This window comes from Methylomonas fluvii (assembly GCF_014850975.1).
Taxonomy (GTDB): domain Bacteria; phylum Pseudomonadota; class Gammaproteobacteria; order Methylococcales; family Methylomonadaceae; genus Methylomonas; species Methylomonas fluvii.
This window is the reverse complement of sequence record NZ_JACXST010000002.1, coordinates 1,625,851-1,649,189: the sequence shown is the minus strand read 5'-3', so window position 1 is coordinate 1,649,189 and position 23,339 is coordinate 1,625,851. Positions and strand designations below refer to the sequence as shown.

General features: G+C 55.4%; 15 protein-coding genes and 1 pseudogene. 11 read left to right on the top strand and 5 right to left on the bottom strand.

Annotation, left to right across the window (positions count from 1 at the left end; genetic code table 11):
* The first annotated feature begins 95 nt into the window (after window positions 1-95).
* The 5 genes from EBB_RS17055 (at window position 96) to EBB_RS17035 (ending at window position 8,587) form a co-directional block, all read left to right on the top strand.
* A complete protein-coding gene (locus EBB_RS17055) occupies window positions 96-2,546 on the top strand; it encodes a TonB-dependent siderophore receptor (RefSeq protein WP_192394902.1) in 2,451 nt (816 codons plus the stop codon).
* A 445-nt stretch (window positions 2,547-2,991) separates the two neighbouring features.
* Window positions 2,992-4,215: a PepSY-associated TM helix domain-containing protein gene (locus EBB_RS17050; RefSeq protein ID WP_192394901.1), complete on the top strand. Its 1,224-nt coding sequence runs from the start codon at window positions 2,992-2,994 to the stop codon at window positions 4,213-4,215.
* Between the two features lie 271 nt (window positions 4,216-4,486).
* Window positions 4,487-4,993, top strand: a complete 507-nt coding sequence (locus EBB_RS17045; protein ID WP_192394900.1) for an RNA polymerase sigma factor — start codon at window positions 4,487-4,489, stop codon at window positions 4,991-4,993.
* Between the two features lie 54 nt (window positions 4,994-5,047).
* Window positions 5,048-6,094 (top strand): FecR family protein, encoded by a 1,047-nt coding sequence (locus EBB_RS17040; protein ID WP_225587476.1) that lies wholly within the window; start codon window positions 5,048-5,050, stop codon window positions 6,092-6,094.
* Window positions 6,095-6,223: 129 nt separating this feature from the next.
* Window positions 6,224-8,587: a TonB-dependent receptor domain-containing protein gene (locus EBB_RS17035; RefSeq protein ID WP_192394899.1), complete on the top strand. Its 2,364-nt coding sequence runs from the start codon at window positions 6,224-6,226 to the stop codon at window positions 8,585-8,587.
* A 226-nt stretch (window positions 8,588-8,813) separates the two neighbouring features.
* On the opposite strand, the gene EBB_RS17030 is transcribed toward EBB_RS17035, so the two are convergent.
* The 5 genes and pseudogenes from EBB_RS17030 to EBB_RS17005 all read right to left on the bottom strand — a co-directional run bounded on the left by EBB_RS17030 (window position 8,814) and on the right by EBB_RS17005 (window position 15,911).
* Complete coding sequence (locus tag EBB_RS17030) at window positions 8,814-9,449, bottom strand: MarC family protein (RefSeq protein WP_192394898.1); 636 nt, start codon at window positions 9,447-9,449, stop codon at window positions 8,814-8,816.
* A 32-nt stretch (window positions 9,450-9,481) separates the two neighbouring features.
* A complete protein-coding gene (locus tag EBB_RS17025) occupies window positions 9,482-10,804 on the bottom strand; it encodes a sulfate adenylyltransferase subunit 1 (protein ID WP_192394897.1) in 1,323 nt (440 codons plus the stop codon).
* A complete protein-coding gene (cysD, locus tag EBB_RS17020; protein ID WP_192394896.1) occupies window positions 10,804-11,739 on the bottom strand; it encodes a sulfate adenylyltransferase subunit CysD in 936 nt (311 codons plus the stop codon). The genes EBB_RS17025 and cysD overlap by 1 nt, the downstream gene beginning before the upstream one ends.
* 1 nt (window position 11,740) lies before the next feature.
* Window positions 11,741-14,322: pseudogene (locus tag EBB_RS17010) on the bottom strand (YbcC family protein).
* Window positions 14,319-15,911 carry an NADH-quinone oxidoreductase subunit L gene (locus EBB_RS17005; protein WP_192394893.1) on the bottom strand — a complete coding sequence of 531 codons (1,593 nt, stop codon included), beginning with the start codon at window positions 15,909-15,911 and terminating at the stop codon, window positions 14,319-14,321. The pseudogene EBB_RS17010 and the gene EBB_RS17005 overlap by 4 nt, the downstream one beginning before the upstream one ends.
* Before the next feature lie 185 nt (window positions 15,912-16,096).
* On the opposite strand from EBB_RS17005, the gene EBB_RS17000 reads away from it, so the two are divergent.
* From EBB_RS17000 to EBB_RS16975, 6 genes are all read left to right on the top strand, one after another.
* Window positions 16,097-17,026 carry a LysR family transcriptional regulator gene (locus EBB_RS17000; RefSeq protein WP_192394892.1) on the top strand — a complete coding sequence of 310 codons (930 nt, stop codon included), beginning with the start codon at window positions 16,097-16,099 and terminating at the stop codon, window positions 17,024-17,026.
* Window positions 17,027-17,426: 400 nt separating this feature from the next.
* On the top strand, window positions 17,427-17,741 hold the full coding sequence (locus tag EBB_RS16995; RefSeq protein WP_192394891.1) for a hypothetical protein: 315 nt from the start codon (window positions 17,427-17,429) through the stop codon (window positions 17,739-17,741).
* A gap of 274 nt (window positions 17,742-18,015) precedes the next feature.
* On the top strand, window positions 18,016-18,702 hold the full coding sequence (modB, locus tag EBB_RS16990) for a molybdate ABC transporter permease subunit (protein WP_101052047.1): 687 nt from the start codon (window positions 18,016-18,018) through the stop codon (window positions 18,700-18,702).
* Between the two features lie 11 nt (window positions 18,703-18,713).
* Window positions 18,714-19,790, top strand: coding sequence for a molybdenum ABC transporter ATP-binding protein (gene modC / locus EBB_RS16985; protein ID WP_371741589.1), 1,077 nt, complete (start codon window positions 18,714-18,716; stop codon window positions 19,788-19,790).
* Between the two features lie 264 nt (window positions 19,791-20,054).
* Window positions 20,055-22,091, top strand: a complete 2,037-nt coding sequence (locus EBB_RS16980; RefSeq protein WP_225587475.1) for a TonB-dependent receptor plug domain-containing protein — start codon at window positions 20,055-20,057, stop codon at window positions 22,089-22,091.
* 27 nt (window positions 22,092-22,118) lie between these two features.
* The gene (locus EBB_RS16975; protein ID WP_192394889.1) at window positions 22,119-23,207 is read left to right on the top strand and encodes a lipocalin-like domain-containing protein; all 1,089 of its coding nucleotides are present in this window, start codon (window positions 22,119-22,121) and stop codon (window positions 23,205-23,207) included.
* Window positions 23,208-23,339: the final 132 nt, after the last annotated feature.

The following is a 23,339-nucleotide window of genomic DNA, read 5'->3' as shown; positions in this document are numbered from 1 at the left end:
TTGCTGCCTGCGACAATTTGCCACACATCTTTTAGTACGGCTCAGCCAGCCGCCAATCGTTCTCAGCTAGAACATATCTTTGCTGAGGACACATCATGAGAATAACCGGAAACCCACGCGGGACGCGAAAAAACCGCACTAAAGGCTCATCCGCAATCGGCGCATTGCCGCTTTGTCTGGGCTTGATAACCGCTGCAACGCTGCCGACGGTTCAGGCCGAAAGCCCTAGCGCCAATGGCGAAAGTCGCAACTACAACATCGCCGCGCAGCCCTTGTATTCCGCACTGAGCGCCCTGGCCGAACAGTCCGGCGTGCAGTTTGTTTACAACTCGGAGTTGGTCAAGGGCATCGATTCGCCGGGCGTTATTGGCAATTATTCATTGGAAGGTGCTTTGAAACGCTTGTTACAAGGCTCGCAAGTTTCCTATCAATTCAATAACGGTAATACCGTGACACTGCATAAATCGGCGGCGCTAGAGCCGCAGTCGAATGCCGCCACCTTGCCCAGTATCACCGTGACCGGCTTGGAGATTTACGCGGATACCGACCCTTACAATCCCAGCTACACCCGAAGGGTGACCGAGACGGCCACCAAAACCGATACCCCGCTGATGGAAACGCCGGTCAATATTCAGGTCATACCGAAGGCGGTGCTCGACGATCAGCAAACCATCCAGATGACCGAAGCGTTAAAAAATGTCGCCGGCGCAACGGTCAGCCACGGATCCGGCGGCCTGTCCGACGATATTTTCCTGCGTGGTTTTCGCAGCTCAACATATTTTCGCAACGGTTTTCGTATCGACAGCCAATATGCATCGATCGGTAACCGGCAAATGGCCAATGTCGAACGCCTGGAAGTGATCAAGGGGCCGGCTGCCATTATGTACGGCCGCATGGAGCCGGGCGGCATGGTCAACGTCGTTACCAAAACTCCGCTGGCCACACCCTATTACGCACTGCAACAGCAGTTCGGTTCTTACGATCTTTACCGAACCACGCTGGATGCCACCGGCCCGCTGACCCAGGATGACACCTTGTTGTACCGCTTTAACGGCTCGTTCGAGAGCAGCGGCTCGTTTCGCGAATTCGTCAACAGCGAACGCACATTTTTAGCGCCGATCGTTACTTGGAATATAAGCCCCCGTACTCAAGTCAGCCTGGAAATGGAATACCGGCACGACAATTTGATGGACGATCCCAACAACTGGCCGTTTGTTGACGGACGATTCATTGATATGCCGCGTTCCCGTAACTTTTCGGGAGCTGCCGGGAAAGTAAACGTCGAGGAAAAACTGATCGGTTTGAACTGGTCGCATCAGTTCAACGATAATTGGGCTATTAAGCAGCGCTTTGTGGCCGACTTGTTGGATACGGCCCAAAACTGGCCGGGCATATCAGTGGATACCCCAGACCCGGACAATATGGTTTCGCGCAGTGTCACTTTCGTCCCCACTCAAAACAATACCTATTACACGACGCTGGATGTTACCGGCCATTTTGGCACCGGCCCTTTGGAGCACACGCTATTGATGGGCGGCGATTATTACCGCACCGACAACATCAGCGATCCTTACACCGCCGAGCTGGCGCCGATCAATATTTACAATCCGGTGCACAATTCCTCGCCAATCACACCTTTTAGCCCGGCCGGCTGGGCCAGCAGCAACAGTGCGGATTTTGTCGGCCTGTATGCCCAGGATCAAATCAAGCTGCCTTATGGTTTAAATGTGATGGGCGGTTTTCGTTACCAGTACGTCAAGCAATGGGATAACCTGAACCACACCGAACAGCCGGCCGACGATGAGGTCACGCCGCGAGTGGGCGTACTGTGGCAAGCCCAAGATTGGCTGAGCCTCTATGGTAACTACATCGAAAACTTCGGTGTTTCCAACCAGTGGGCTACGACCCTCACCGGCAAGCCGCTACCGCCGGAAAGCGGGCAACAATGGGAAGTGGGCAGCAAATTCGAGTTCTTCGACGGCAAACTCAGCGCGACACTGGCCTACTACGACATCACTAAACAAAATGTCGTCACCCGTGACCCCTCTGACGTTACCGGCAATTTTTCGATAGCCGCCGGCGAAGTGCGCAGCAAGGGACCTGAAGTCGATATTCGCGGCGAACTGTTGCCGGGTTGGAATCTGATCGCCACCTACGCCAATTTCGATACCCGCGTCAGCAAGGATAATAATGGCCTGGAAGGCAATCGGCTTTTCGCAGTACCTAGAAACGTCGGCAGTTTATGGTCGACCTACGATTTCCGGCAAGGCGATTTACGCGGATTAAAAGTCGGCGGTGGTATCAGCATGCGCGACGGCGCCACCGACGGCTCCCGCAATGGCTATCAAACCGCCGGCTATGCGACAGTCGATCTGCTGGCCGCGTATGCCTGGAAAGTGGAAAAATCCAAAATCACCGTCCAGTTAAACGTCAACAATCTGCTCGACAAAACCTACTTTCCGGACGCCTACTGGAGTAGTGCCAGCAGTACGCGTACCATCGGCACGCCGCGCTCTTTGCTAGGGTCGATCAAGGTGGAGTTTTAAGCTTGAATCCCTTTTATTGTCGGGTTCAATAACCAATACCGCTCGGAGAATGGACCACGTCAAAGCCTGACTTGTTAATGTTGGGGGCTGAGGTACAGCGCGCATAAAACCATAGGTCGGGGTGAGGTAACGAACCCCAATCTATGGTCTACGAATCCACCGATCCTTTCCAAAATGCGCCGCCGCGCTTCGGCATTTACCCTGGTGCGCCGCCGACAGCTATGGGAACGGCACGCTTGGAGTTCTAGCGGGCTCGGGTTAGGCAGATGCCACAATTAAGCAGGTCTGGGCTGGCAACCTGGACCTAAACGTTTCAAATCCACTTGGCCTGCGCCCCGCCAAGTATCGATCAAACGACAGTCTGCATGCGGATTCTCTTTGCTCAGACGTCTTATATAACAAACTCCCTCTGCCATACACGACCAAACTTTTTTCGACTAATGCCATGAACAGCAATGCCAATTACCTAAAGGCGACACCTCTACACCATGCGTCAAGCCAGAGCCTGACCCGTTTGAAAGCCCGCCGCCAACGCTGGCTAACCGCCCATCTCTGGTTGGGGTTGACGCTGGGTCTGCTGCTGTCTATCTACGGAATCACCGGCAGTATTTTGGTGTTTCATGCGGAAATCGACGAATGGCTGCACCCCGAGATGCTGACGGTGCAACCACCGGAGCATGCCCAATATAGGCCCTTGACGGAAATTTTCGCGGCCGGCAAGCAGGCGATGCCGCCAAACGCTAAACATAACTTCGCCACCTATCCGCGCAACGAATTCGCGGCCTTCAAACTGCGGTATGCAGTTGCCGACGCTAACGGTTCGCTGGAAAATTGGGAAGTTGCCGTTGATCCGTATACGACGAATGTCACGGGTAAGCAACTCAAGAGGCGCTCCAGCGACTGGCTGCCCAGTACTTTTATCGGCTTGATGTTTGAATTGCATTTCGCCTTGTTGATTCCGGGAGACATCAGCGAGCCGATAGTCGGCGGGTCCGCCGCCTTATTGATTATTTCGACCTTGACCGGCCTGATCGTCTGGTGGCCGCTGACCGGGCATTGGCGCAATGCCCTGACTTTTAAGGCCAAGGCAGGCAAAGTCCGCTTCAATTACGACCTGCATAAAACCAGCGGTTTTTACACCTTGCTGGTGATGGTGCCGGTACTGTTTTCCGGGATTTACATGGTGCTACCGCACAACGTGGTGCCGGTGCTGGAACTGTTCTCGCCGGTGACTTACCGCTACTGGTTTCAATCCAAACCGCCTTATCCAAATGCCCCGGCCATCGGCATGGATGACGCGGTGGCGATTGCCTTCAAACAATACCCGCAAGGCCGTCCGCACTGGATTTACGGCGCCAACGAACCCACTAAAACCTATACGGTTTGCCAGGATGGCGTCGATGCGCCCGGCAGTATCCTGCAACGCCGTTGCACGGTGATAGACCGCTACAGCGGCAAGATTCTGGACTTGGACGATCCCAGTCTGCCGGCAGCCACGGCCGGCGAAGTCTTCACGCACTGGCAATGGCCTTTGCATTCCGGCCAGGCCTTCGGCATGACCGGGCGGATTTTGGTGTTCATCACCGGCTTGGCTTGCCCGGTGTTGTTTGTGACGGGGGTGATTCGTTGGCGGCAAAAAGCCACTGCCCAGCAAAGGCGCAAGTGCTGAAACCGACTGGTTTTTAGCTGCTGATAACCACTAGGGCTTAACGGTGGGTCGATGCTTGGCGTATGAATTTGCCGTTGGGCCAGTCGCGAGTTGAAGCTGGAAGCACGAGGTTGAAAGTGTGTCATATGCCGCAGTTTTTGCGCTGAGCGTCCAGGATTTTTGCCTTCAATGCCCTCAACTGATGGCGCAATCCCTTGATGCCACTGGTTTACGAGGTTAGAGGCTTAAAAATTGCATCGGCAGAAGACGTTTCATTTCCGGCTTTGTTTTCATGCGTGCAATCACCGATTCCGATTTACTTGCCAGTTTTCTGCGCTACCAGAAGGAACTCCAGCAATTTTTGACGCATAAGGTCAATTGTGCCGAAACCGCGGCGGATTTGATTCAAGAAACCTATTTACGAATCGCCCACTATTCCGCTGCCGACGAGATCGCCAATCAGCGGGCGTTTGTGTTTCGCGTCGCCGACAATCTTGCTTTGGATCATTTGCGCAGTCGGGCTCGGCACGAACGACGCGACGGCGGTTTGGTGGGCGAGGACATTGCTTGCGGCCAACCGCAACCGGACAGTACGCTGGAGGGGCAACAACAAATGGAATTGTTCGAAACACTCATCTACGAATTGCCGCCGCAATGCCGCAAGGTGTTTTTGTTGTGCCGAGTGGAAGGCAAGCGTTATTCAGAAATCGCCGTCGAGCTGGGTATATCGGCGCGCACCGTGGAAAGTCACATGCATAAAGCCTTGAAGCATTTCAAAGACCGCATCGATTTCCTTTGATGCTTCCCTTGGCTCGTATCATGCAAATTAACTCTGTTCTGAAATCGTGGCATCATGCCCGTCTCGGCTCACCGCTTCGCTCAGCTAACCATGTCCGATAAGCTCCAATCCGCGTCTTCCGATTCGCTTTCTGACCAGGCACTCGCCTGGTTTGCCCGCTTGCACGCGGATGACGTCAGCGACGAAGCGCGTCGCCAATTTGAAATTTGGTATCACGCTGATCCCCGGCACGCCGCAGCCTACGACCAATCGCTCAAGCTATGGGCCTTACTGAAACAACCGGCGGAGCGGGTACAGCAGCGCTTGCAAGCGGATGCCGCCCAATTTAAAACCGAAACCTTTGCCACCGGAAGGGCGCTGGGTGAGGGTCGTTTGCAACCGTCGGCTCGCGGCCGAAACCTGCTCCGGTTTGCGTCGGTCTGTCTGGGGCTGTTGTTGCTGGTGGTCGGCTGGCGCATACCGGAGCACTGGCAAAACTGGCATAGCGATTACCATACCGCAGCCGGCCAGCAACTCAGCGTTGAATTGGCCGACGGCTCGCGGCTGACCTTGAATACCGATACGGCATTAGCGGTCCGTTACAGCGACAACTTGCGGGAGATCGAATTGCTGCGCGGCGAAGCCTATTTCGAAGTCGCGCCCAATAAGCAACGGCCATTCGTCGTCGACGGCGGCCATGCAACCGCGCGTGCGGTGGGTACCGCCTACAGCGTTCGCAAACAAGCCGACGAGCTGCGCGTCCTCGTCAGCGAGGGCATTGTGGAGGTCGGCGCCGATAGTGCCAAGGCTTTGGTGCACGCGGCCGAGCAAACCGAGTATCGTCAAGGCCGGCTGCAAGCCGTTGCCCGGCTCGATAACGACGATGCACTGGCCTGGCGGCGACGCCAAACCGTGTTTCACCGCCAGCCTTTGACGCAAGTTCTGGAGGAAGTTAACCGCTATCGGCGAGGTCGGATTGTCGCAGTCAATCCACAGTTGGCCGAACGGGTGGTGAACGGTGTCTTCAACAACGCCGACCCCGATGCCGTGCTGGCCGCGTTGACCACCACGCTTCAAGCCAGGGCCTTGCGGATGCCGGGCGATTGGGTGTTGTTGTATTGACGTAATAGATGGGCGCGCCTTGCGCCATGAGCCAACGCGTATAAAAATATTTTTCTCGCCACTAAGGGTAAGCCCGAACCCGCGTCGTCTTTGTCGGTAACACCATTCATCGACGAAGGAGATAGACGCATGAAATATCCCGCACCCGATTGCCGGCGCTCATTCTACGCAGCGCTTACTGCCGGCCTGTTGACTTCTGCTGTGACCATAGCCGCTGAGCAAACCGCGCAAACCTTTGATATTCGCTCCCAAGCGCTGTCCTCCGCGTTGACGCGCTTTTCCGCGCTCACCGGCTTGCAAGTGCTGTATGAAGGCGACATTGCCGAGCGCATCACCGCGCCGGAATTAATCGGCCGTTATACGCCGGAACAGGCTTTGCGGAACTTGCTGCGCGGTTCCGGGCTGCAGTACCGGTTCAGCAACGGCAAGACCGTCACCTTGGAAAAGGCGGCGGTGGAACCGCAGTCCGCCGCCGGTACGACCACCTTGCCGACTATGACGGTGACGGGTAAAGCCTTAGCAAGCGAAAGCCTTAGCCTGACGACACCATCGATGCAAGAATCGCAAATCAAACTGAATCGCGTGGCGGGCGGTACGTCGGTGATCGACGGCAGGCGGATCGAAGAAGGCGCACCCTTGTCGGTCAGCGATGCCTTGGCGACCGCGCCGGGCGTTTATGTGGGCGATATTAGCGCCGGCGCGACCGGTGGATCGCGCATCTCCATCCGCGGTTCGGACGGCAATTCGGATATTTCGCCGATTCGAGGTATAAAATTTCTGCGCAACGGCATGCCGTTTACTCACGCCAACGGGACTTTCGATGTCGAGGCGCTCAATCTTTATGCTATCGAGCATATCGAAGTCTATCGAGGCGCGAATGCCTTGGAATACGGCGGCAGCAATCTAGGCGGCGCTATCAATTACATCACGCCGACCGGGTACACCGCCAATGGGTTGAAAATCGGCATCGTCGGCGGCACCAACGATTATTACCGCCCGTATTTCAGCGGCGGTAAAGCGTTTGAAAACGGATTGGATGTTTTCGGCACATTTTCCTATGTGAATACCGATACTACTCGGGAAAACAATCATCAAGAACAGTTTTTAGGCCATGGCAATGTCGGCTACCGCTGGAATGAAAATCACGAAACCCGTTTGTATTTCGATGCGCAAAACCATAATTTCTTGTGGCCGGCAACGCTGAGCAAGCGACAAATCGACCAAAATCCGCAACAAAACCCCAACGATTGGTCCTTGCCGAATGGCTTTTCATCTTACCGCTTCGATCTAAAGCATTCGGTAAAATTGCATGGCGGCGACCGCTTTGAGGTGGGCAGTTATTACTCAATCAATAACTATCGTTACGACTATACCGATAGCGGCAATCACGACCAGTGGCAGGATGTCGGCTTTAACTGGCGGCATGAGATCAACGGCCAGTTATTGGGTTTAAATAACCGGGTAGTTTGGGGCGGTCTGACCCAATGGCAATTTATCAACGATAAAAACTACGGCATCGTCGGCAGGCAGCTTGGGCCGTTGTTGACGGCGGAGCGCGACCGCTGGCTGAATGTCGAAGCGTTTATGGAAGATCAATTGAGTTTGACAGACAGGTTTACCTTGATTGCCGGCATTCAATTGAATTATCGCGATGTGAATTACGAACGGTACGAAGGATATGTGGCTAGTGCCGCCAGACCCAGCAACCAAGCCAATCAAGATTTCTTCACGGCTAACCCCAAGCTGGGCTTTACCTGGCAAGCCACCAACGAAGCGCAGATTTACGGCAATGTCAGCCGCAGCGCCGAACCGCCAAAAATGGCCGATCTTGCCAACATTTATCTCCAACCCAAACGAAATTTGCAAACCGCCAGCACCGTGGAAATCGGTACGCGCGGGCAAGCCCAGCGCTTGAAATGGGATTTGGCTTTTTATCAGTCCTGGGTTAACAACGAGTACTTGATTGTTTCCAATCCCAGAAATCCAACGGCCTTTTCCTCCACCAACGCCGATAGCACGACGCTACATCGTGGTGTCGAACTCGGCTTGGAAACCACTTTGCCGCTAAATCTGGCGGCATCCGGCGATAATTTGCGGCTCAGCGGCAACTACACCTGGAATGACTTTACGTTCGACAGCGACCCTGCGCTGCGCAATAACCGCTTGCCCGGCATTCCCGAACACAATGCTTTCGTCGAAGCGCTGTACCAGCATCCCAGCGGCTTTTATATTGGTCCCAATGCCCGCATCGTCAGTTCCAATTATGCGGACTTCGCCAACACCCTGGCCGCCAAGCCTTACGCACTGTTGGGTGCGCGCATGGGGTGGGACGACGGCAAACATTGGAAATTGTTCGTCGATGGCCGAAATTTAACCGACGAACATTATGCATCGTCGGTGTGGGTTCTAGGCAATGCGAATGGTGCCGATTTGGACCAGTTCAATCCCGGCGCGACCCGCTCGGTATTCGGTGGGGTGGAATACCGGTTTTAATCTCGAGGTGGTTTTCAGGCTCCGGATAAATCTATTAACCCGGCCCTTAAAAACCGTTCGCCGTGAGATAGCCTGTCGAAGGATGTGCGGGGAAATCCGGCCATCCTTCGGTCCAAACCGTTCACGCTTAGCCTGAGCTTTCGGCAATTGTGCCTGCATCCATGCAAGTCGAGCAGGAACAGTGTGGCGGGCAAGACGCTTCGGGACCTTATTTTTAGCGGCATCCTTAGCCTCCCGCCAAAACGGGAAATAGCTCCGTGATGCCGCCGGCGATAAATTCGACGGCAGTGGAGGTCAATAACAAGCCCATCACTCGCGTCACCACGTTCATGCCGGTTTGTCCCATCACGGCGATAATGCGCGGTGCCAGCAGCAGGATGAGCAGCACGATGACACTGACCGATACGATCACACCGCTGAACAACAAATAATGCGCCAAGGACAAATCGCGATGGGCGTAGACGATAGTGGTGCTGATGGCGCCAGGCCCCGCCAACAACGGAATCGCCAAGGGCACCACCGCGACCGAGGATTTTTCGTGCGATTCGGCATCTTCTTCCGGCGTGTGCCGAGAACGATCATCGCTGACCCGCAGCATCGATATGCCCATCAACAGCAGCAACAGTCCCCCCGCGACCCGAAAGGCCGGCAAGCCGATACCAAAGAAATTCAGGATAGGTTCGCCAGCCAACAGCGAAGTGAACAACACCATCGCCACGGCAAATGCGGTGCTTATTGCTGTCTGCCGGCGTTGCTCCGCTGATTTGGTCGCCGTCAACGACAGAAAAATCGGCATGGCACTGATCGGATTGACTACCGAAATCAAGCCGGCCAGCAATTGCATATATTCGTTCCAATTCATTCGGGGGATTCCTGTTTTTAGACCCTATCGCATTAAATAATCACGCCAGCCGCTACCGTGTGCAAAGACAGCGGATCGATGACGATGAAACTGCCGGTGGTGCGATTATCGACATACGCATCGACCAACAGCGGCTGCTGCAATTTCAGTTTAACTCGCAGGATGTCGTTCATGACCGCCGTTTCTGGGGTGGCTTGGTGTTCCAGCGTGTTGACGTCAACCCGGTAACTCAGCTCCTCGAAAAACACATTCACGGTGCGGGTGGTATGTTTAATCAGGTAGTTGCTCCGCGCTTGCAGTGGCTGCTCGGACAGCCAGCAAATATCGGCAGTAAGTGTCTTCACAACCTGCGGCGGCTGCACGGGGCTAGACAGCATATCGCCGCGCGAAATATCGATTTCACTATCCAGCGACACCACCACCGCACGGTCTGCGCTGGCCACGGCCAATGCCTGTTCGGCCACATTCAAGCGTGTGACGCGTGCCCGCTGGCCGCTCGGCCACACCGCCACTTCATCGCCAATTTCCAGTTGTCCCGAAGCCAGTGTGCCTTGATAACCGCGAAACTCCGTGTTGCTCGCACCGTTGGCGGCATTGCCCAGCATTACCCGCACCACCCGTTGCACCGGCAGCCTTAGCGGGGCCTGCTCGGCATCGCGCCGGGCCGGCACGGCTTCCAGGTATTCCAGTAAACTGGGGCCGTTATACCAAGGAATCGCCTCCGCGCGTGTCGCCACGTTGGTGCCGTTTAATGCCGATAGCGGAATGGCTTGCACATGATGACGACCCAAGGCACTGACGAAGGCGTTGAAGGTATCCACGATGCCTTGGTAAACATCAGGCTGCCAATCCACCAAATCCATCTTGTTCACTGCCAGCACTAACTCGCGGATACCCAGTAAATGCGCCAGATAGGCATGGCGGCGGGTCTGGGTGGTGACGCATTTCCTGGCGTCGACCAGTAAAATGGCCGAATCGGCGCTGGAAGCGGCGGTGACCATGTTGCGGGTATATTGCTCGTGGCCGGGCGCATCACCAATGATGAATTTCCGCCGCGCGGTGGCGAAATAGCGGTAGGCCACATCAATCGTAATGCCTTGTTCCCGCTCAGCAATCAGGCCATCGGTCAACAGCGACCAATCGATGGCCGCCAGCCCACGTTTTTGGGAAGTAGCTTGAATCGATGCCAATTGATCGGCGGCAACGTTGCCGGTGTCGTACAACAAGCGACCGATCAGCGTGCTCTTGCCATCATCCACGCTGCCGGCGGTGATAAAGCGCAGCAGCCCGGAATTAGCGGCTTGCTCCGCTTCGTCAAATTGGCTTTCAAGTGCCACATAGCTCAGTGCGTTCATCAGAAATACCCCTCTTTTTTACGTTGTTCCATGGCCGCTTCGGAAGCGCGGTCGTCCAGGCGGGTGGCGCCGCGTTCGGTCAGCAGGCATTGCGCGGTTTCGGCGATAATGTCGGCGACGTTATTGGCTGACGATGCCACCGGCGCGGTGCAGGAAATATCGCCGACCGTGCGAAAACGGCAACTGATGGTTTCCACGGTATCGCCGGCTTGGGCGGGTGTCAGATGCGTCACCGGCACCAGAATGTCGCCACGCCGCACGACTTGCCGGGCATGGGCGAAATACAGCGCCGGCAGTTCGATGTCCTCGCGCTGGATGTATTGCCAGACGTCCAGTTCGGTCCAATTCGAGATCGGGAACACCCGCAGATGGTCGCCCAGCGCCACGCGGGTGTTGTACAAAGACCAAAGCTCCGGGCGCTGATTTTTGGGCTCCCATTGGCCGAATTCGTCGCGCACGCTGACGATACGCTCCTTGGCCCTCGCTTTCTCTTCGTCACGTCGGGCGCCACCCAGACAGGCATCGAAGCCAAACTCGGCGATCGCTTCCATCAAGGTCACCGATTGGTAGGCATTGCGCGATTCCAAAGGATGCCGCAACCGTACCGAGCCTTTGCGGATCGAATCCTCGACGCCGCGCACATACAGTTGGCAGTCATAACGCGCCGCCATGCGGTCGCGGTAGCCGATCACCTCGTTATAGTTATGGCCGGTATCGATGTGCAGCAGCGCACAGCCGATGCGCCCGGGATGAAAGGCCTTGTAAGCCAGATGTAATAGCACTGCCGAATCCTTGCCGCCGGAAAACAGCAGCACCGGATTCCGACATTCGGCAATTACCTCGCGCAGGATGAATAGCGCCTCGGCTTCCAGTAAGTCCAGATGGTCCGTCGCGGCGTGTGCCTGGTTTAAGGGTTTGTTTGCTTGCCCGTTCATATTAAATCTCCTTGCCAAAATCGGTGACGGCTTGCCAATGCTGCGGTTTTAGATAGCGATAGCAGCGGTTGTCCAATGGGTCGATGCGTGTCAGGTGCAGCCAGTGGTTGTCCACCAATTGCCTAACCTCGGCGTGGTTTGCCAACACTTGCTCAATCATCTCGGCCGGTGCCTCGATAACCACGGTCAAACGCACCGGCTCGTGGCGCAGGGTTTTACCGTCATGTAACGATTGCCAAGGTAAACCGCTGCGCAAGTCGCCGCCGTTGCCTTCCAGAATGCCGATCGTGCCGACCACGTTGTGCAAGGCCTTGTTACCGCTGCCGAAGCGGCGGTTATCCACGGTCGATGCGTAGTACTGCAGGTTAATCCAACTGGCCACCACCATCGGCGCGCTCATGATCAGACTCAAAATCGCAGTATCCGCGTCTTGCCGGTAATCGTAATTGTGTAGAAATACCCGGCCGTTCAACTCAAAGTGATACGTGCGTTGTCTCGGTGCGGCAATAAAGGCCGTATTTCCCGCCAAGCCCCATTCCGGACGAATCTGCGACCAATCCCGGCTGCGCTGGGTAATGGCTTTCAGCAGCGTAGCGGCATCGTGGCCGGCTAATCCCAAACCCGGCGCGCGCTCCTGGCGCGTCAGCTGTGAGGCTTGATTTAGCCAGCGCTGTAACAGCAACAGGTCTTCGCTGAAGCAATGCGGGATCTGGTCAAGGTCGAACAGCCGCACCTCATCCGTGGTTGTGTCGTGTAAACCGGGGACAAACCAGGTGTCTTTCGGGATAGTTAATCCCTGCGCGGCCAGGCCGGCACGGACCTCGCGATCATTCAACACCGCTGCCGCGACCCGGGCATTGGCTTCGCCGCTATGCCCCCGCAGGCGCCACAATCGAGACCGGCGGCATACGGATTGTTGACGGTGGTACTGCCGTGTCCGCACAACAACACCAGCCGGGCAAAACCGTCGGTCAGACTCATGCCCAGCAAGGCTTTGCGCGCCAGTTCGACGCGGTCACCCAAAGCAATGCCGGTTTCGACCACCGGTCCCTTGGCAATCAGACGGCCGCGCTGACGGGTAATGACCGGGCCGATGCGGTGGACGATGGCTTTGTCCAGTCCGGCGATACCTGGTTTCACCACCGGCCGGGTCAAACCCAGGCTGTCGCTGAGCAATTTGCCGGCGAAGCTCAGACCGGAAATTTCCACGTAGGAGAAGCAAGACACTGCGGAATTTTTAAAGCCCTTCCAAAGCCTGTTTAAACGCTTGCGCAGCCAGCGTTTTTCCAAGATGTCGCGTAGTTCGCCGACATCGGCATGGATGACGCTTTCCCGAATCCGGAATGCAGGCTTCAGTAGTACCGGACATTGCGGCTGGCCGTGATGATGCCCCAGCGCGATGTATTCGATGGGGAAACCGAAGAAGCCGGCAAAGCCCAAGGTCTCGATGGTATTGGATTGCATCTCCAGGGAACGCCGATAAATCTCCGAACGCACGTCGATACAAAATACCGCCTGCAGGTTTTTCCGGTCGGCATGACCGGCACTTGTGGCTGCAATCCCGGAAGCGAGTTTGTCGAACAGCGGCCGCTGTTTGGCCAATTCGTAAGCCCATTGCATAACATGGCGTACTTCAAGCGCTAAGTTGGCATGGGTACTTGATTGCGGCGAGTCTTGCCATTGGCTCCGCCAGGTCTGTATTTCCTGAGGGCTTGCCAGCGCAGACAACAGCGCATAGTCATAGCTCAGGCGTATGGCCAGGAGTTGCAGCAACGCCTCTTGGCTTTGTTCCAGGCTGGTTTGCCAGTGTTGGTAACGCACCCAAGCGCTCCAGCCGGCGACCGTTAGCAATTGCCGATGACAGACGTCGTCCAGTCTGTCACCGGGCAAACCCATCGCGGTCAGGATTTGTGAGACGGCTACGCTGGCTTGTTCCGGTAAGGCGCTGATCGTCTGCCGAAACGATGACAGGCCCGCCAATTCCGGCGTGCGATCAAAGGCCGCCGCCCGGCGCCACGCGGTATAAAGTGGCAGCCCCCGCCAGGGCATGCGCCATGCTGACTGGCCTTGATCGAAGTAAGCCGCGCACCATTTGGAAATCTCGTCGGTAATCAATAGCGACCATTGAGTGCCGCGCAGGGCATCGAGATGCTCCGCCAGCGTGTAGCAGGGATTGCCTGGCAAAGCGGTATCCTGGTTAGGCAAATCCTGCAAGTCGAGTAGGCATTGCTTAAGGGACAATTTGCTGCCGGTTAATTGCAATGCCTGGCTGATGTCCGCCTCTTGAATGTAGCCCAGCCGGTATTGGTCGGCGTAGAAACTCGCCGGCATCAGCATCTCGCCTTGGCCCATCCGTGCGCTGAATTTACAAGCATCAGCAAAGCCGCGCTCAGTTAGCCCCAGAAACGGATTGACCGCGACGAACTGTTGCAACGGCCACAACGGGGCGATGCGGGCGCAGGCGCTTTCAACGGCGGCAAGTATATCCGGGTTCTGGTAGGGATTCGTGCCATCGGCAACGCCAGCTATCTCGGCATCATCGAATGCGTGCGGTGTTTTAAGTGACAATACGGCTGAGTTCATGGCTGCATTCCTCCAGAGTGACGATGGCTAAGACTGACGGATTTTGACCCATACCGCTGAATCATGCGGTTGGCCAGGGTACTGATGTAAAAGCCGTTGTAGATATGCACGTAGGCTGCTTGCCAAACCTTGGCCGCCGCCGGGCCGGGGTACTGAATCTGTAACATCAAAATGGTAAAAAAGCCTGCCAGGACGATGGTTAGCAATACACTATCGAACAGGCTGTCTATCGGCATCTGGCCGGCAATGTCAGCGCGCAGTAAGTGCAAGAAACCGGTTTGCAGGGCGAAATACAGTAGGCTTACACCAGCGGCAACCATCAGCGCTTTGCCGATTTGCGCGGGGCCGGTTTGATGGGCCAAGGCATTCCAAAGCAAATAGGTCAAAGCCATTTGCAAGATGGCACCCAACAGCACAATGCCGGGTTCTTCCCTAAAGGTCAGATCGAACAAGCCGGCACTGCCAACCGTCAACGCCAAGGCCGCGATGAATGCTAGTAACAGTTCGCCCGGATGGCGATGGTCACGAGGTGCCGGCGCCCAGGCGGCCCTGGCAATGTCCACCACGCTGCCGCTGGATAAAAAGGCGTGGGCCTTGTACAAGGCGTGGGCGACGATGTGCAGCATCGCCGAGGAAAATGCGCCGAGTCCGCATTGCAGCATCATGAAACCCATCTGGCCGACGGTGGAAAAGGCCAGCGATTTTTTGATACTGGTTTGGGTCAGCATCACCAATGAACCAAAAAGCGCGGTAATGGTGCCGATGACTGCCAGCAGGTGCAGCGCGGCGGGCGCCTGGACCAAGATGTGGCTCATGCGGATTACCAGAAAACCGCCGGCGTTGATGATGCCGGCGTGCATCAGCGCCGATACCGGCGTTGGGGTTTCCATTACCTCCGGCAGCCAACTGTGAAATGGAAACTGCGCCGATTTGATGATCGCGCCAATCACCAGCGCAAAGGCGGCGGCGTTCAATAAGCCGGTGTCCGCAACCGGTTGGTCTGCAAGTGCGAACAAGTCTTTGAATTCAAGCGTACCGAAGACTTGATACAGCCAAATCCCTGCCAAAATCAGCGCGCCATCGCCTAAGCGGCTGAAGATAAACTTCTTGCGCGCGGCGATACGAGCCCCCTGGCGTTCCGGATAAAACAACAACAATTTGTGCAAACACAGGCTGGTGAGAATCCAGGCCAGCACAAAGAGTATGAAATGGCCGGCGATGACTAAGGTCATCACTGCCGCGATAGTCCAGGCCAGCCACTTGAAAAACCGGCCCTGGCCAGGATCGCCATCCAGGTAATGACGTGAATAGCGGATGACCACGGCCCCGATGAACGCCACCAGCATCAGCATCATGACCGAGAGTCTGTCGATGTATAAGCCGTTATCTGCGACACTAGCCGGCAATGAGGCCTGAGAAAAAATGCCGACGCCGGAAAGTCCGGCTGTCAGCACCGCCATGATGGATAAAGTCCCGCACAGTTTGCCCATTTGCTGCGGGTGGCGCGTCGCCCAGGCAGAGGACGGGGTGCCGGATAGAAACAACAGCAGCGGAGTCGAAACCGCCAAGTAACTGATCAACGATGTCATGGCAGCAACTCCTGTCTAATTAACAATGTAGTGTTGTTACGTTGTTCGATACCTAAGATTGCCCAGCGGATAGTGCGGTTCATGAGAATCTCCGAAGTGTTAAGAGTAAGGTCATGCTAGCAATCGGCTATTAATTCATCCAATATATGTATTTAATCTAAATGTTCTTTTTTATTAATGTATAAATGGCCTCGCTGAACTATCACCATCTGCGTTATTTCTGGATGATCGCCAACGAAAACAATCTGACGCGGGCAGCTGAGCGCTTGCATGTGTCGCAGTCGGCGCTGAGTATTCAATTGCGTCAGCTCGAAGAGTCGTTTGGGCAAAAGTTGTTCGAGCGCGAAGGCAAACGCTTGCAATTAACCGAAGCCGGGCGGATTGCCTTGGATTACGCCAACGCCATCTTTCGCGCCGGGGATGAATTGATCAGCTTGATGCATGGCCGTTCGGCTGGCGAACGGCAGTTATTGCGGATTGGTGCGGTGTCTACGCTGTCGCGTAATTTTCAGCTGGAGCTGGTCCGCTCCTTAGTCCAGCGCAGCGATGTCGAACTGGTGTTGCATTCTGGTGGCCTGCGCGAATTGCTGGCACAAATGCACACCCACACCATCGATTTAGTGTTATCCAACCGGCCGGTACCACGCGATGCGCAAACCAACTGGCACTGCCATTTGTTGGACGAACAGCCGGTCAGCCTGGTCGGTAAACCCAGCGCCGACAATCTGCCGTTTCAATTTCCGCAGGATCTGCATGGCAGACCACTGCTGTTACCGAGCATTGAAAGCGAAATTAGGGCTGCGTTCGATTTTTTGCTGGAACAAGCCGGTGTGAGGCCCATTGTGGTGGCCGAAGTGGATGACATGGCGATGTTGCGCTTGCTGGCCCGCGAATCCGGCCATTTGACTCTGGTGCCGCCGGTTGTTGTTTTGGATGAATTGCGCCAAGGCCTGTTGGTGGAACGCTACCGTATCGCGGATATTCGCGAGCGTTTTTATGCCATCACACCGAGCCGGCGTTTCCCTAATGCTTTAGTCAAGGATTTGCTGGCTGGTTCGTCTGAATCAAGGGTTTCGGACGTTGATCAGGTTTCAACAACAAGCGGTAAGGCTTGAGTCAGAATGGGCGTGCGTATTGGGTTTGCATGCCGATTTGCCGAGGCACTGGCAATGCGTGAAGTACGAAAGGAAAAACATTAACGTACTAGCGGGATGTTTTGCCTTATCAGAAAGGCCGGCTACTGGGAAAGGTATCGCCCCCACGAAAACTTCCGCAATTGTATCGCTGACAATTTTTTCTGAATGTTGCAATCTTGTTGCATTCCTGTCTCAAAACAATACACACAAACTGTGACACACCCCTGAAAGTCCTTGTGTTTCCAGGCTTGCGGGCATAGCGTTCCATGGCATTGATATTGCTGCGGGTCAATTGAAAACCACTGGGATTTTCAAGAGGGCGGCAGGTGCATGCCAAAGTCTGTCGCCGATTTTTTGGCAATGTCATTAAGGTGATGAGATGAGTGAAGTGATATGGGTTGGTTTGATTATGTTGATTGTGGCTGCCTGCGCATTCGCGCCCTTGGGTTACATGCTGTCGGCTTATACAAAGTCGGGTAAATCCAGCGGCTCTAGTAAAGCAGTAGGCGATGTCAGTGGTTCAGTGCCGGGACTGCCCGAGGATTCGGTTCTCAAACGGCATTTTTTGACGCAATTGCAAAGCGAGATTGAGGCAACCTTATTTCCGCGGCCAACCGATTCGATGCTGCAACGGCATTACGATGCCTTGGTGGCGGCCAAGCTGGAAAACCGTTTACAGATTATTGGAAAGTAAGCCCTGGTTGTTAGCGTCGCCTTTATCTTCCTGAGGGTACTGAGCCTGTCGACGGGCGCAACAGCCAAGGATTCGACAAGCTCAGTCCGACAGCATACCCGTGATCAATAGGGTTTGATTGAAAGTCCGGCCTATTTTGCCGATACCCGTCGTACCTGCAGTTTTTCTAAAAGCCAATGTGTATTTTGCTGGCGTTCTACCAGTCCGATTAGCGAAAATAGACCGCAGATGCGTCGCCTAGTAGCGACTCCCCGTCACTCAGACCAAGCCTTGCATGCTAAACGCCGCCGATCTCGACACCTTGTTTTTGACCTTTCGCGTGGCCAGTCTGGCTACCTTACTCTTGCTGTTATTGGGCACGCCGCTGGCCTGGAAGTTGGCGCGCAGCCGCTCGCGCTGGAAAGGCGTCATTAATAGCGTGGTGGCATTGCCGTTGGTGTTGCCGCCGACGGTATTGGGTTTTTATTTATTGGTGTTGATGGGGCCGGCCGGGCTGGTGGGAAAATTCACCCAATGGCTGGGTATCGGCACTTTACCGTTCAGCTTTGGTGGTTTGGTGGTGGCGTCGGTGTTGTATTCGTTGCCGTTTGTGGTGCAACCATTGCAGAACGCCTTCGTGGCAATGGGCGATGCGCCGCTGGAAGCCGCCGCGACTTTGGGCGCCGGGCCGCTGGATCGATTTTTTAGCGTGGCGCTGCCTTTGGCGAAACCAGGATTTTTAACTGCCGGGGTGCTGGGTTTTACCCATACCGTCGGCGAATTCGGCGTGGTATTGATGGTGGGCGGCAATATTCCCGACAAGACCCGCGTGGTATCCGTGCAAATTTACAATCATGTCGAAGCCTTGGAATACGGCCAGGCACATTGGCTGGCCGGCGGCTTGCTGATCTTTTCTTTCTTGGTGTTACTGCTGCTTTACAGCAGCCAACAAACCCAAACGCTGACGCAATCCTTGAAATGATTATGTCCCCAGTGCCCAGCATTCAGGCGCGCCTGCGCTTGGCTTACGACCAATTTGCTTTGGATGTCGATTTAAACCTACCCGCCAGCGGCGTGACGGTGCTTTTCGGACATTCTGGTTCCGGCAAGACCACCTTGCTGCGTTGTATCGCCGGTTTGGAACGGCCAACGCAAGGCTTTTTGAAAATCGGTGCAACGCTTTGGCAAGACAGCGAACACGATTTTTTCCTGCCCACGCATCGCCGCAATTTGGCTTACGTGTTTCAAGAGGCCAACCTGTTTCCGCATCTTTCGGTGCGCGGCAATCTGGATTATGCGGTGCGGCGTTTGCGAACCAAAGATAGGCTGTTTTCCCTGGAGCAAGCGATTGAATTATTGGCGATAGGGCCGTTGCTGGCGCGCTTGCCGGCCCGTTTATCCGGCGGCGAACGGCAACGGGTGGCGATAGCCAGGGCCTTGGCCGCCAGTCCGGATGTGTTGTTGATGGACGAGCCGCTGGCCGCGCTGGATGAGCAACGCAAGCAGGACATCCTGCCTTACCTGACCGGCTTGCATCAGAATCTGCAAATCCCGATTCTGTATGTCACCCACTCCTTACAGGAGGTCAATCAACTCGCAGACCACCTGCTGGTGCTGGCAGCCGGCAAAGTAGTAGCGTGCGGGCCGCTGGCGGAAACCCTGACTCGGCTGGATGGACCCATGGCCCTGGATCGGCAAGCGGCCAGCGTCTGGCAGGGCAAGTTGGTCAGCCACGAAGCCGAGTATCATCTCAGCCATGCCGAATTCGCCGGAGGCAGTCTGAGTTTGCCGTATTTGGATATGCCGGTCGGCAGCCCGGTCCGGATCAGAATTTACGCCCGCGACGTTAGTATTACCCTACAACCGCCGGAAGCGTCCAGCATCCTGAATATTCTGCCAGCCAGTGTGCTGGCGCTCAGCGCAATGGGCCAGGGCCAAACCGTGGTGCAACTGGCGGTAGGCGAGGAGGTGCTGCTGGCGCATATCACCCAAAAATCGGCGATGTTGTTAAATGTGCGGCCCGGCATGGCCGTCTATGTGCAAATCAAGGGTACTTCCATAGTCCGGTAAGGATTACTACTCACTTTTACGGATCGGCTGCCATCAGCGCTGCCTTAGCGCCGAGCCGATTACTTGTCGCTGGCGCGCAATTTTGCCGCATGAAATGTGATAGCCCTCAAAAAACGCAATGAATTTGTCGATGTTGGCGTATTACGGATGCCTTATCGGCATTTAGCGACTATCTTGTAAACGGTTTGCCGGAGCGGGCATCGCTGAATGGATAGCCGACGGCCCCCCGCGTCAAAATGGTTGTCACCTCAAGATAATAAAAAAATGAAATCAACGATATGGCTGAATGGCCGGTATCAAATACAAGCGACGAATCGATTAAACCTGTTTCTGTTCGGTATGGCGCTTAACGTGAATATTCTCGGGAGCGCGGTGGCCGACAACGCTCCGGATATCGAAGATTTTTCCATCAACGAACTCATGCAAATGGAAGTGTCGTCGGCTTCCAGAAAGTCGCAGACCGTATCCGATACCGCCGCAGCGGCGTTCGTGATCAGTCAGGAAGACATTCGCCGCTCAGGCGCCACCAGTATTCCCGATGCACTTCGCCTGGCGCCCGGCCTTGAGGTAGCGCAAATCAACGCCAGTGTCTGGGCGGTTACCGCGCGCGGTTTCAATGGCCGTTACGCCAATAAGTTGCTGGTACTGATGGACGGCCGCAGCGTTTATACGCCGTTATTTTCCGGGGTGTTTTGGGATTTACAGGATACCTTGATGGAAGACATCGAGCGTATCGAGGTAATACGCGGACCGGGCGCGGTGATGTGGGGCGCCAACGCGGTAAACGGTGTGATCAATATCATCACCAAGAAAGCCAAGGACACCCAAGGCAATTTGTTCGTGGCCGGTGGCGGCAACCAGGAGCGCGGCTTCGCCGGTTACCGGCACGGTGGCCGTATTGGCGACGACGGCAGTTACCGGGTGTATGCCAAAACCTTTGAACGCGATACTTTTGTTAACGCTTCCGGAGACAGGCTGCACGACGACTGGCGCTCGGTGCAGGGCGGTTTTCGTATCGATGATCGGATCTCCAACGACAGCCGCTACACGGTACAAGGGGATGTTTACCGCAAGACCATAGGCAATACCGTGGTGCCGCAAACGGTTTTGCCGCCGTTCAACCGCGAATTCAATTTCGACGACCATGCCGACGGCGCCAACCTGCTGGCGCGTTGGGAAGGCAATTTCAGCGACGGTTCTGAATTCATGCTGCAAGGCTATTATGACCGGGTTGCTTTCAGCGCCGCAGCGTTGTCCGACAGTCAAGATATGGTGGACATCGACTTTCAGCATCGCCTGCATCCCAATGCCGACCACGATTTGATGTGGGGTGCCAGTTACCGATTCATTCACAGTACCACGGTCAATACCTCGGCCATCGCCTTTACGCCCAACAGCTTGGGTTACCACAACGGCAGCGTGTTCGTGCAGGACGACATCACTTTGATCGACAACACCTTGCGCTTGACGCTGGGTACCAAGTTGGAAGAAAGCCATTTCGGTAACACGCAAGTGCAGCCCAACGCCCGTTTGATGTGGACGCCGGATCAGGTGCATTCGCTGTGGGCCTCGGTTTCCAGGGCATCGCGCACGCCGGCGCGCGGCGAAGCGCAGGCCAATGTGGGGCTGGGTGGCGTACCGACCGGTTTGCCGGCGCCGTTCGATCAGATTCAAGTTATTGCACAGCCCGACCCCAAGCTGCGCGCCGAAAAAATCTTTGCCGCCGAAATTGGTTACCGCACCCAGTGGACCGAAAAATTCTCCACCGATATTACCGCCTTCAGCAATCATTATTCCGACTTGGTGTTGTTCCGCCGCGGCGAGTTGGTAGGGCTGACTCAGTCCTTGATTTGGAGTAACGCCCAGCAAGACTTCACCACACGCGGCATCGAGATTGCCAGCGAATGGCATGTGTTGGACTGGATGCGCTTCAGCGGCAATTACAGTCATCTGAAAATGGAAATCCCCCAGGATCCGCTCAATCCGGATATCGCCGGTCTGAGTCCGCGGCATCGCGGCTCTTTGCGCTGGCAGATGGATTTGCCGGAAAAAATCAAGCTCGACTTTACCCTAAGGCATGTTGGCCGCTTGCATTCCACCAGTCAGGCCGTGCCGGCCTACACCACCTTTGATGCCAGACTGGCTTACGAGCCCTACAATGGTGTGGAGTTTGCCGTCATCGCCCAAAACCTATTCTCGCCCAGCCATCCGGAATATAAAGATTCATCCGCGCTGTCCTTGCCGAGTAGCGCGGTGGAAGTGCCGCGTTCGATCTACGGCAAACTCAGCTGGCGCTTTTGATTTTTCAACCCCTTAAGAGTATCGATCATGCGTAAGCTTTGGAAAAAACTGCCCTGGATTATTGCCGGCATTGTATTGATTGTCGGCCTGCTGATGCCGCCGTTATTGCCTTGGCTATTGTTGGTATTAACCGTGCTCGCGTGTTTGTTCCTGCCGCGCCGTGGGCTGATCGGTCCGGTCGAATTACCGGCCGACGACGCCTTTTTACCCAGCGAACAAGTGCAGTGGTGGTATTGGACCGGGCATTTATTTACCGACGACGGCCGCCGCTTCGGCTTCGAAATCGTGTTTTTCTCATTCGACAGTTTGGTGATTTTTCGCGATCAGCTAGTGCAGGCGGCGGTGACCGACGTGAATGGCCAGCGTTTTTCATTCGAAGAGTTCGTCGAATTCCATCTGCCCAAGCGCATTCCCAACGGCTTCAACCTGACTTCCGGCGCCGATAATAAAGTCACCGCGGTTGGCGGCGACGGTCATGACCGCTTGCACGCTCAAGTCGGCGATTATGTGTTGGATCTGGAACTGAAATCCACGCAGCCTCCGGCGTTGCATTACGGCGGGGATCCCCATCCTTACCGTTTCGGCGGTTACACTTACTATTACTCGCGGCCGAAAATGGCGACCACCGGCACTATCAGTATCGGCGGCCAGACTTTTCAAGTCACCGGTAATAGTTGGTTCGACAGACAATACGGCGAACTCTACCAAGCCATTCTGCAAGGTTGGCAATGGTTTGCGATCGAACTCGATGACAACCGGCAAATCATGTTGTTCGATTTCAAGGGCAGTGACACGTCGGTCGAAAAATCCGGCTCGATTACCGATGCCCAAGGACAAACCGTCACGCTGGCGGCGCACGAATTTACGGTTACTGTACTGGGCGAATGGACCAGCCCCAATACCGGCTGTACCTATCCTTCCGGTTGGGAAGTCGAGGTGCGCAGCGAAAAATTTACCGTGCAGCCCTTGGTGCAGGATCAGGAATTACGCGCGCAGCATACTCTTTGGGTGGGGCCTACATATTGGGAAGGCGCATGCAGCGTGGCCGGTTCAACTGCCGGTAATGCCTACGTGGAGTTGAACGGTTTTTGCCGTTGCCCTGGCAGAGGCGGTTAAACTATTAAATCATTCGACATCAAGCGTAGAAACGCAAACCGGTCCCTGATAAGACTGCTGGGGTTTGCGTTTCTACTTTCACAAACTTGATTGCCGGCTCTCGCCAAACCACATCGTCGTAAAGCTACCCGG

Bases quoted from the DNA above. Each gene is read 5' to 3' on its own strand.
- EBB_RS17055 (WP_192394902.1), top strand. From the start codon at position 96: ATGAGAATAACCGGAAACCCACGCGGGACGCGAAAAAACCGCACTAAA.
- EBB_RS17050 (WP_192394901.1), top strand. From the start codon at position 2,992: ATGAACAGCAATGCCAATTACCTAAAGGCGACACCTCTACACCATGCG.
- EBB_RS17045 (WP_192394900.1), top strand. From the start codon at position 4,487: ATGCGTGCAATCACCGATTCCGATTTACTTGCCAGTTTTCTGCGCTAC.
- EBB_RS17040 (WP_225587476.1), top strand. From the start codon at position 5,048: ATGCCCGTCTCGGCTCACCGCTTCGCTCAGCTAACCATGTCCGATAAG.
- EBB_RS17035 (WP_192394899.1), top strand. From the start codon at position 6,224: ATGAAATATCCCGCACCCGATTGCCGGCGCTCATTCTACGCAGCGCTT.
- EBB_RS17030 (WP_192394898.1), bottom strand. From the start codon at position 9,449: ATGAATTGGAACGAATATATGCAATTGCTGGCCGGCTTGATTTCGGTA.
- EBB_RS17025 (WP_192394897.1), bottom strand. From the start codon at position 10,804: ATGAACGCACTGAGCTATGTGGCACTTGAAAGCCAATTTGACGAAGCG.
- cysD (WP_192394896.1), bottom strand. From the start codon at position 11,739: ATGAACGGGCAAGCAAACAAACCCTTAAACCAGGCACACGCCGCGACG.
- EBB_RS17005 (WP_192394893.1), bottom strand. From the start codon at position 15,911: ATGACATCGTTGATCAGTTACTTGGCGGTTTCGACTCCGCTGCTGTTG.
- EBB_RS17000 (WP_192394892.1), top strand. From the start codon at position 16,097: ATGGCCTCGCTGAACTATCACCATCTGCGTTATTTCTGGATGATCGCC.
- EBB_RS16995 (WP_192394891.1), top strand. From the start codon at position 17,427: ATGAGTGAAGTGATATGGGTTGGTTTGATTATGTTGATTGTGGCTGCC.
- modB (WP_101052047.1), top strand. From the start codon at position 18,016: ATGCTAAACGCCGCCGATCTCGACACCTTGTTTTTGACCTTTCGCGTG.
- EBB_RS16980 (WP_225587475.1), top strand. From the start codon at position 20,055: ATGAAATCAACGATATGGCTGAATGGCCGGTATCAAATACAAGCGACG.
- EBB_RS16975 (WP_192394889.1), top strand. From the start codon at position 22,119: ATGCGTAAGCTTTGGAAAAAACTGCCCTGGATTATTGCCGGCATTGTA.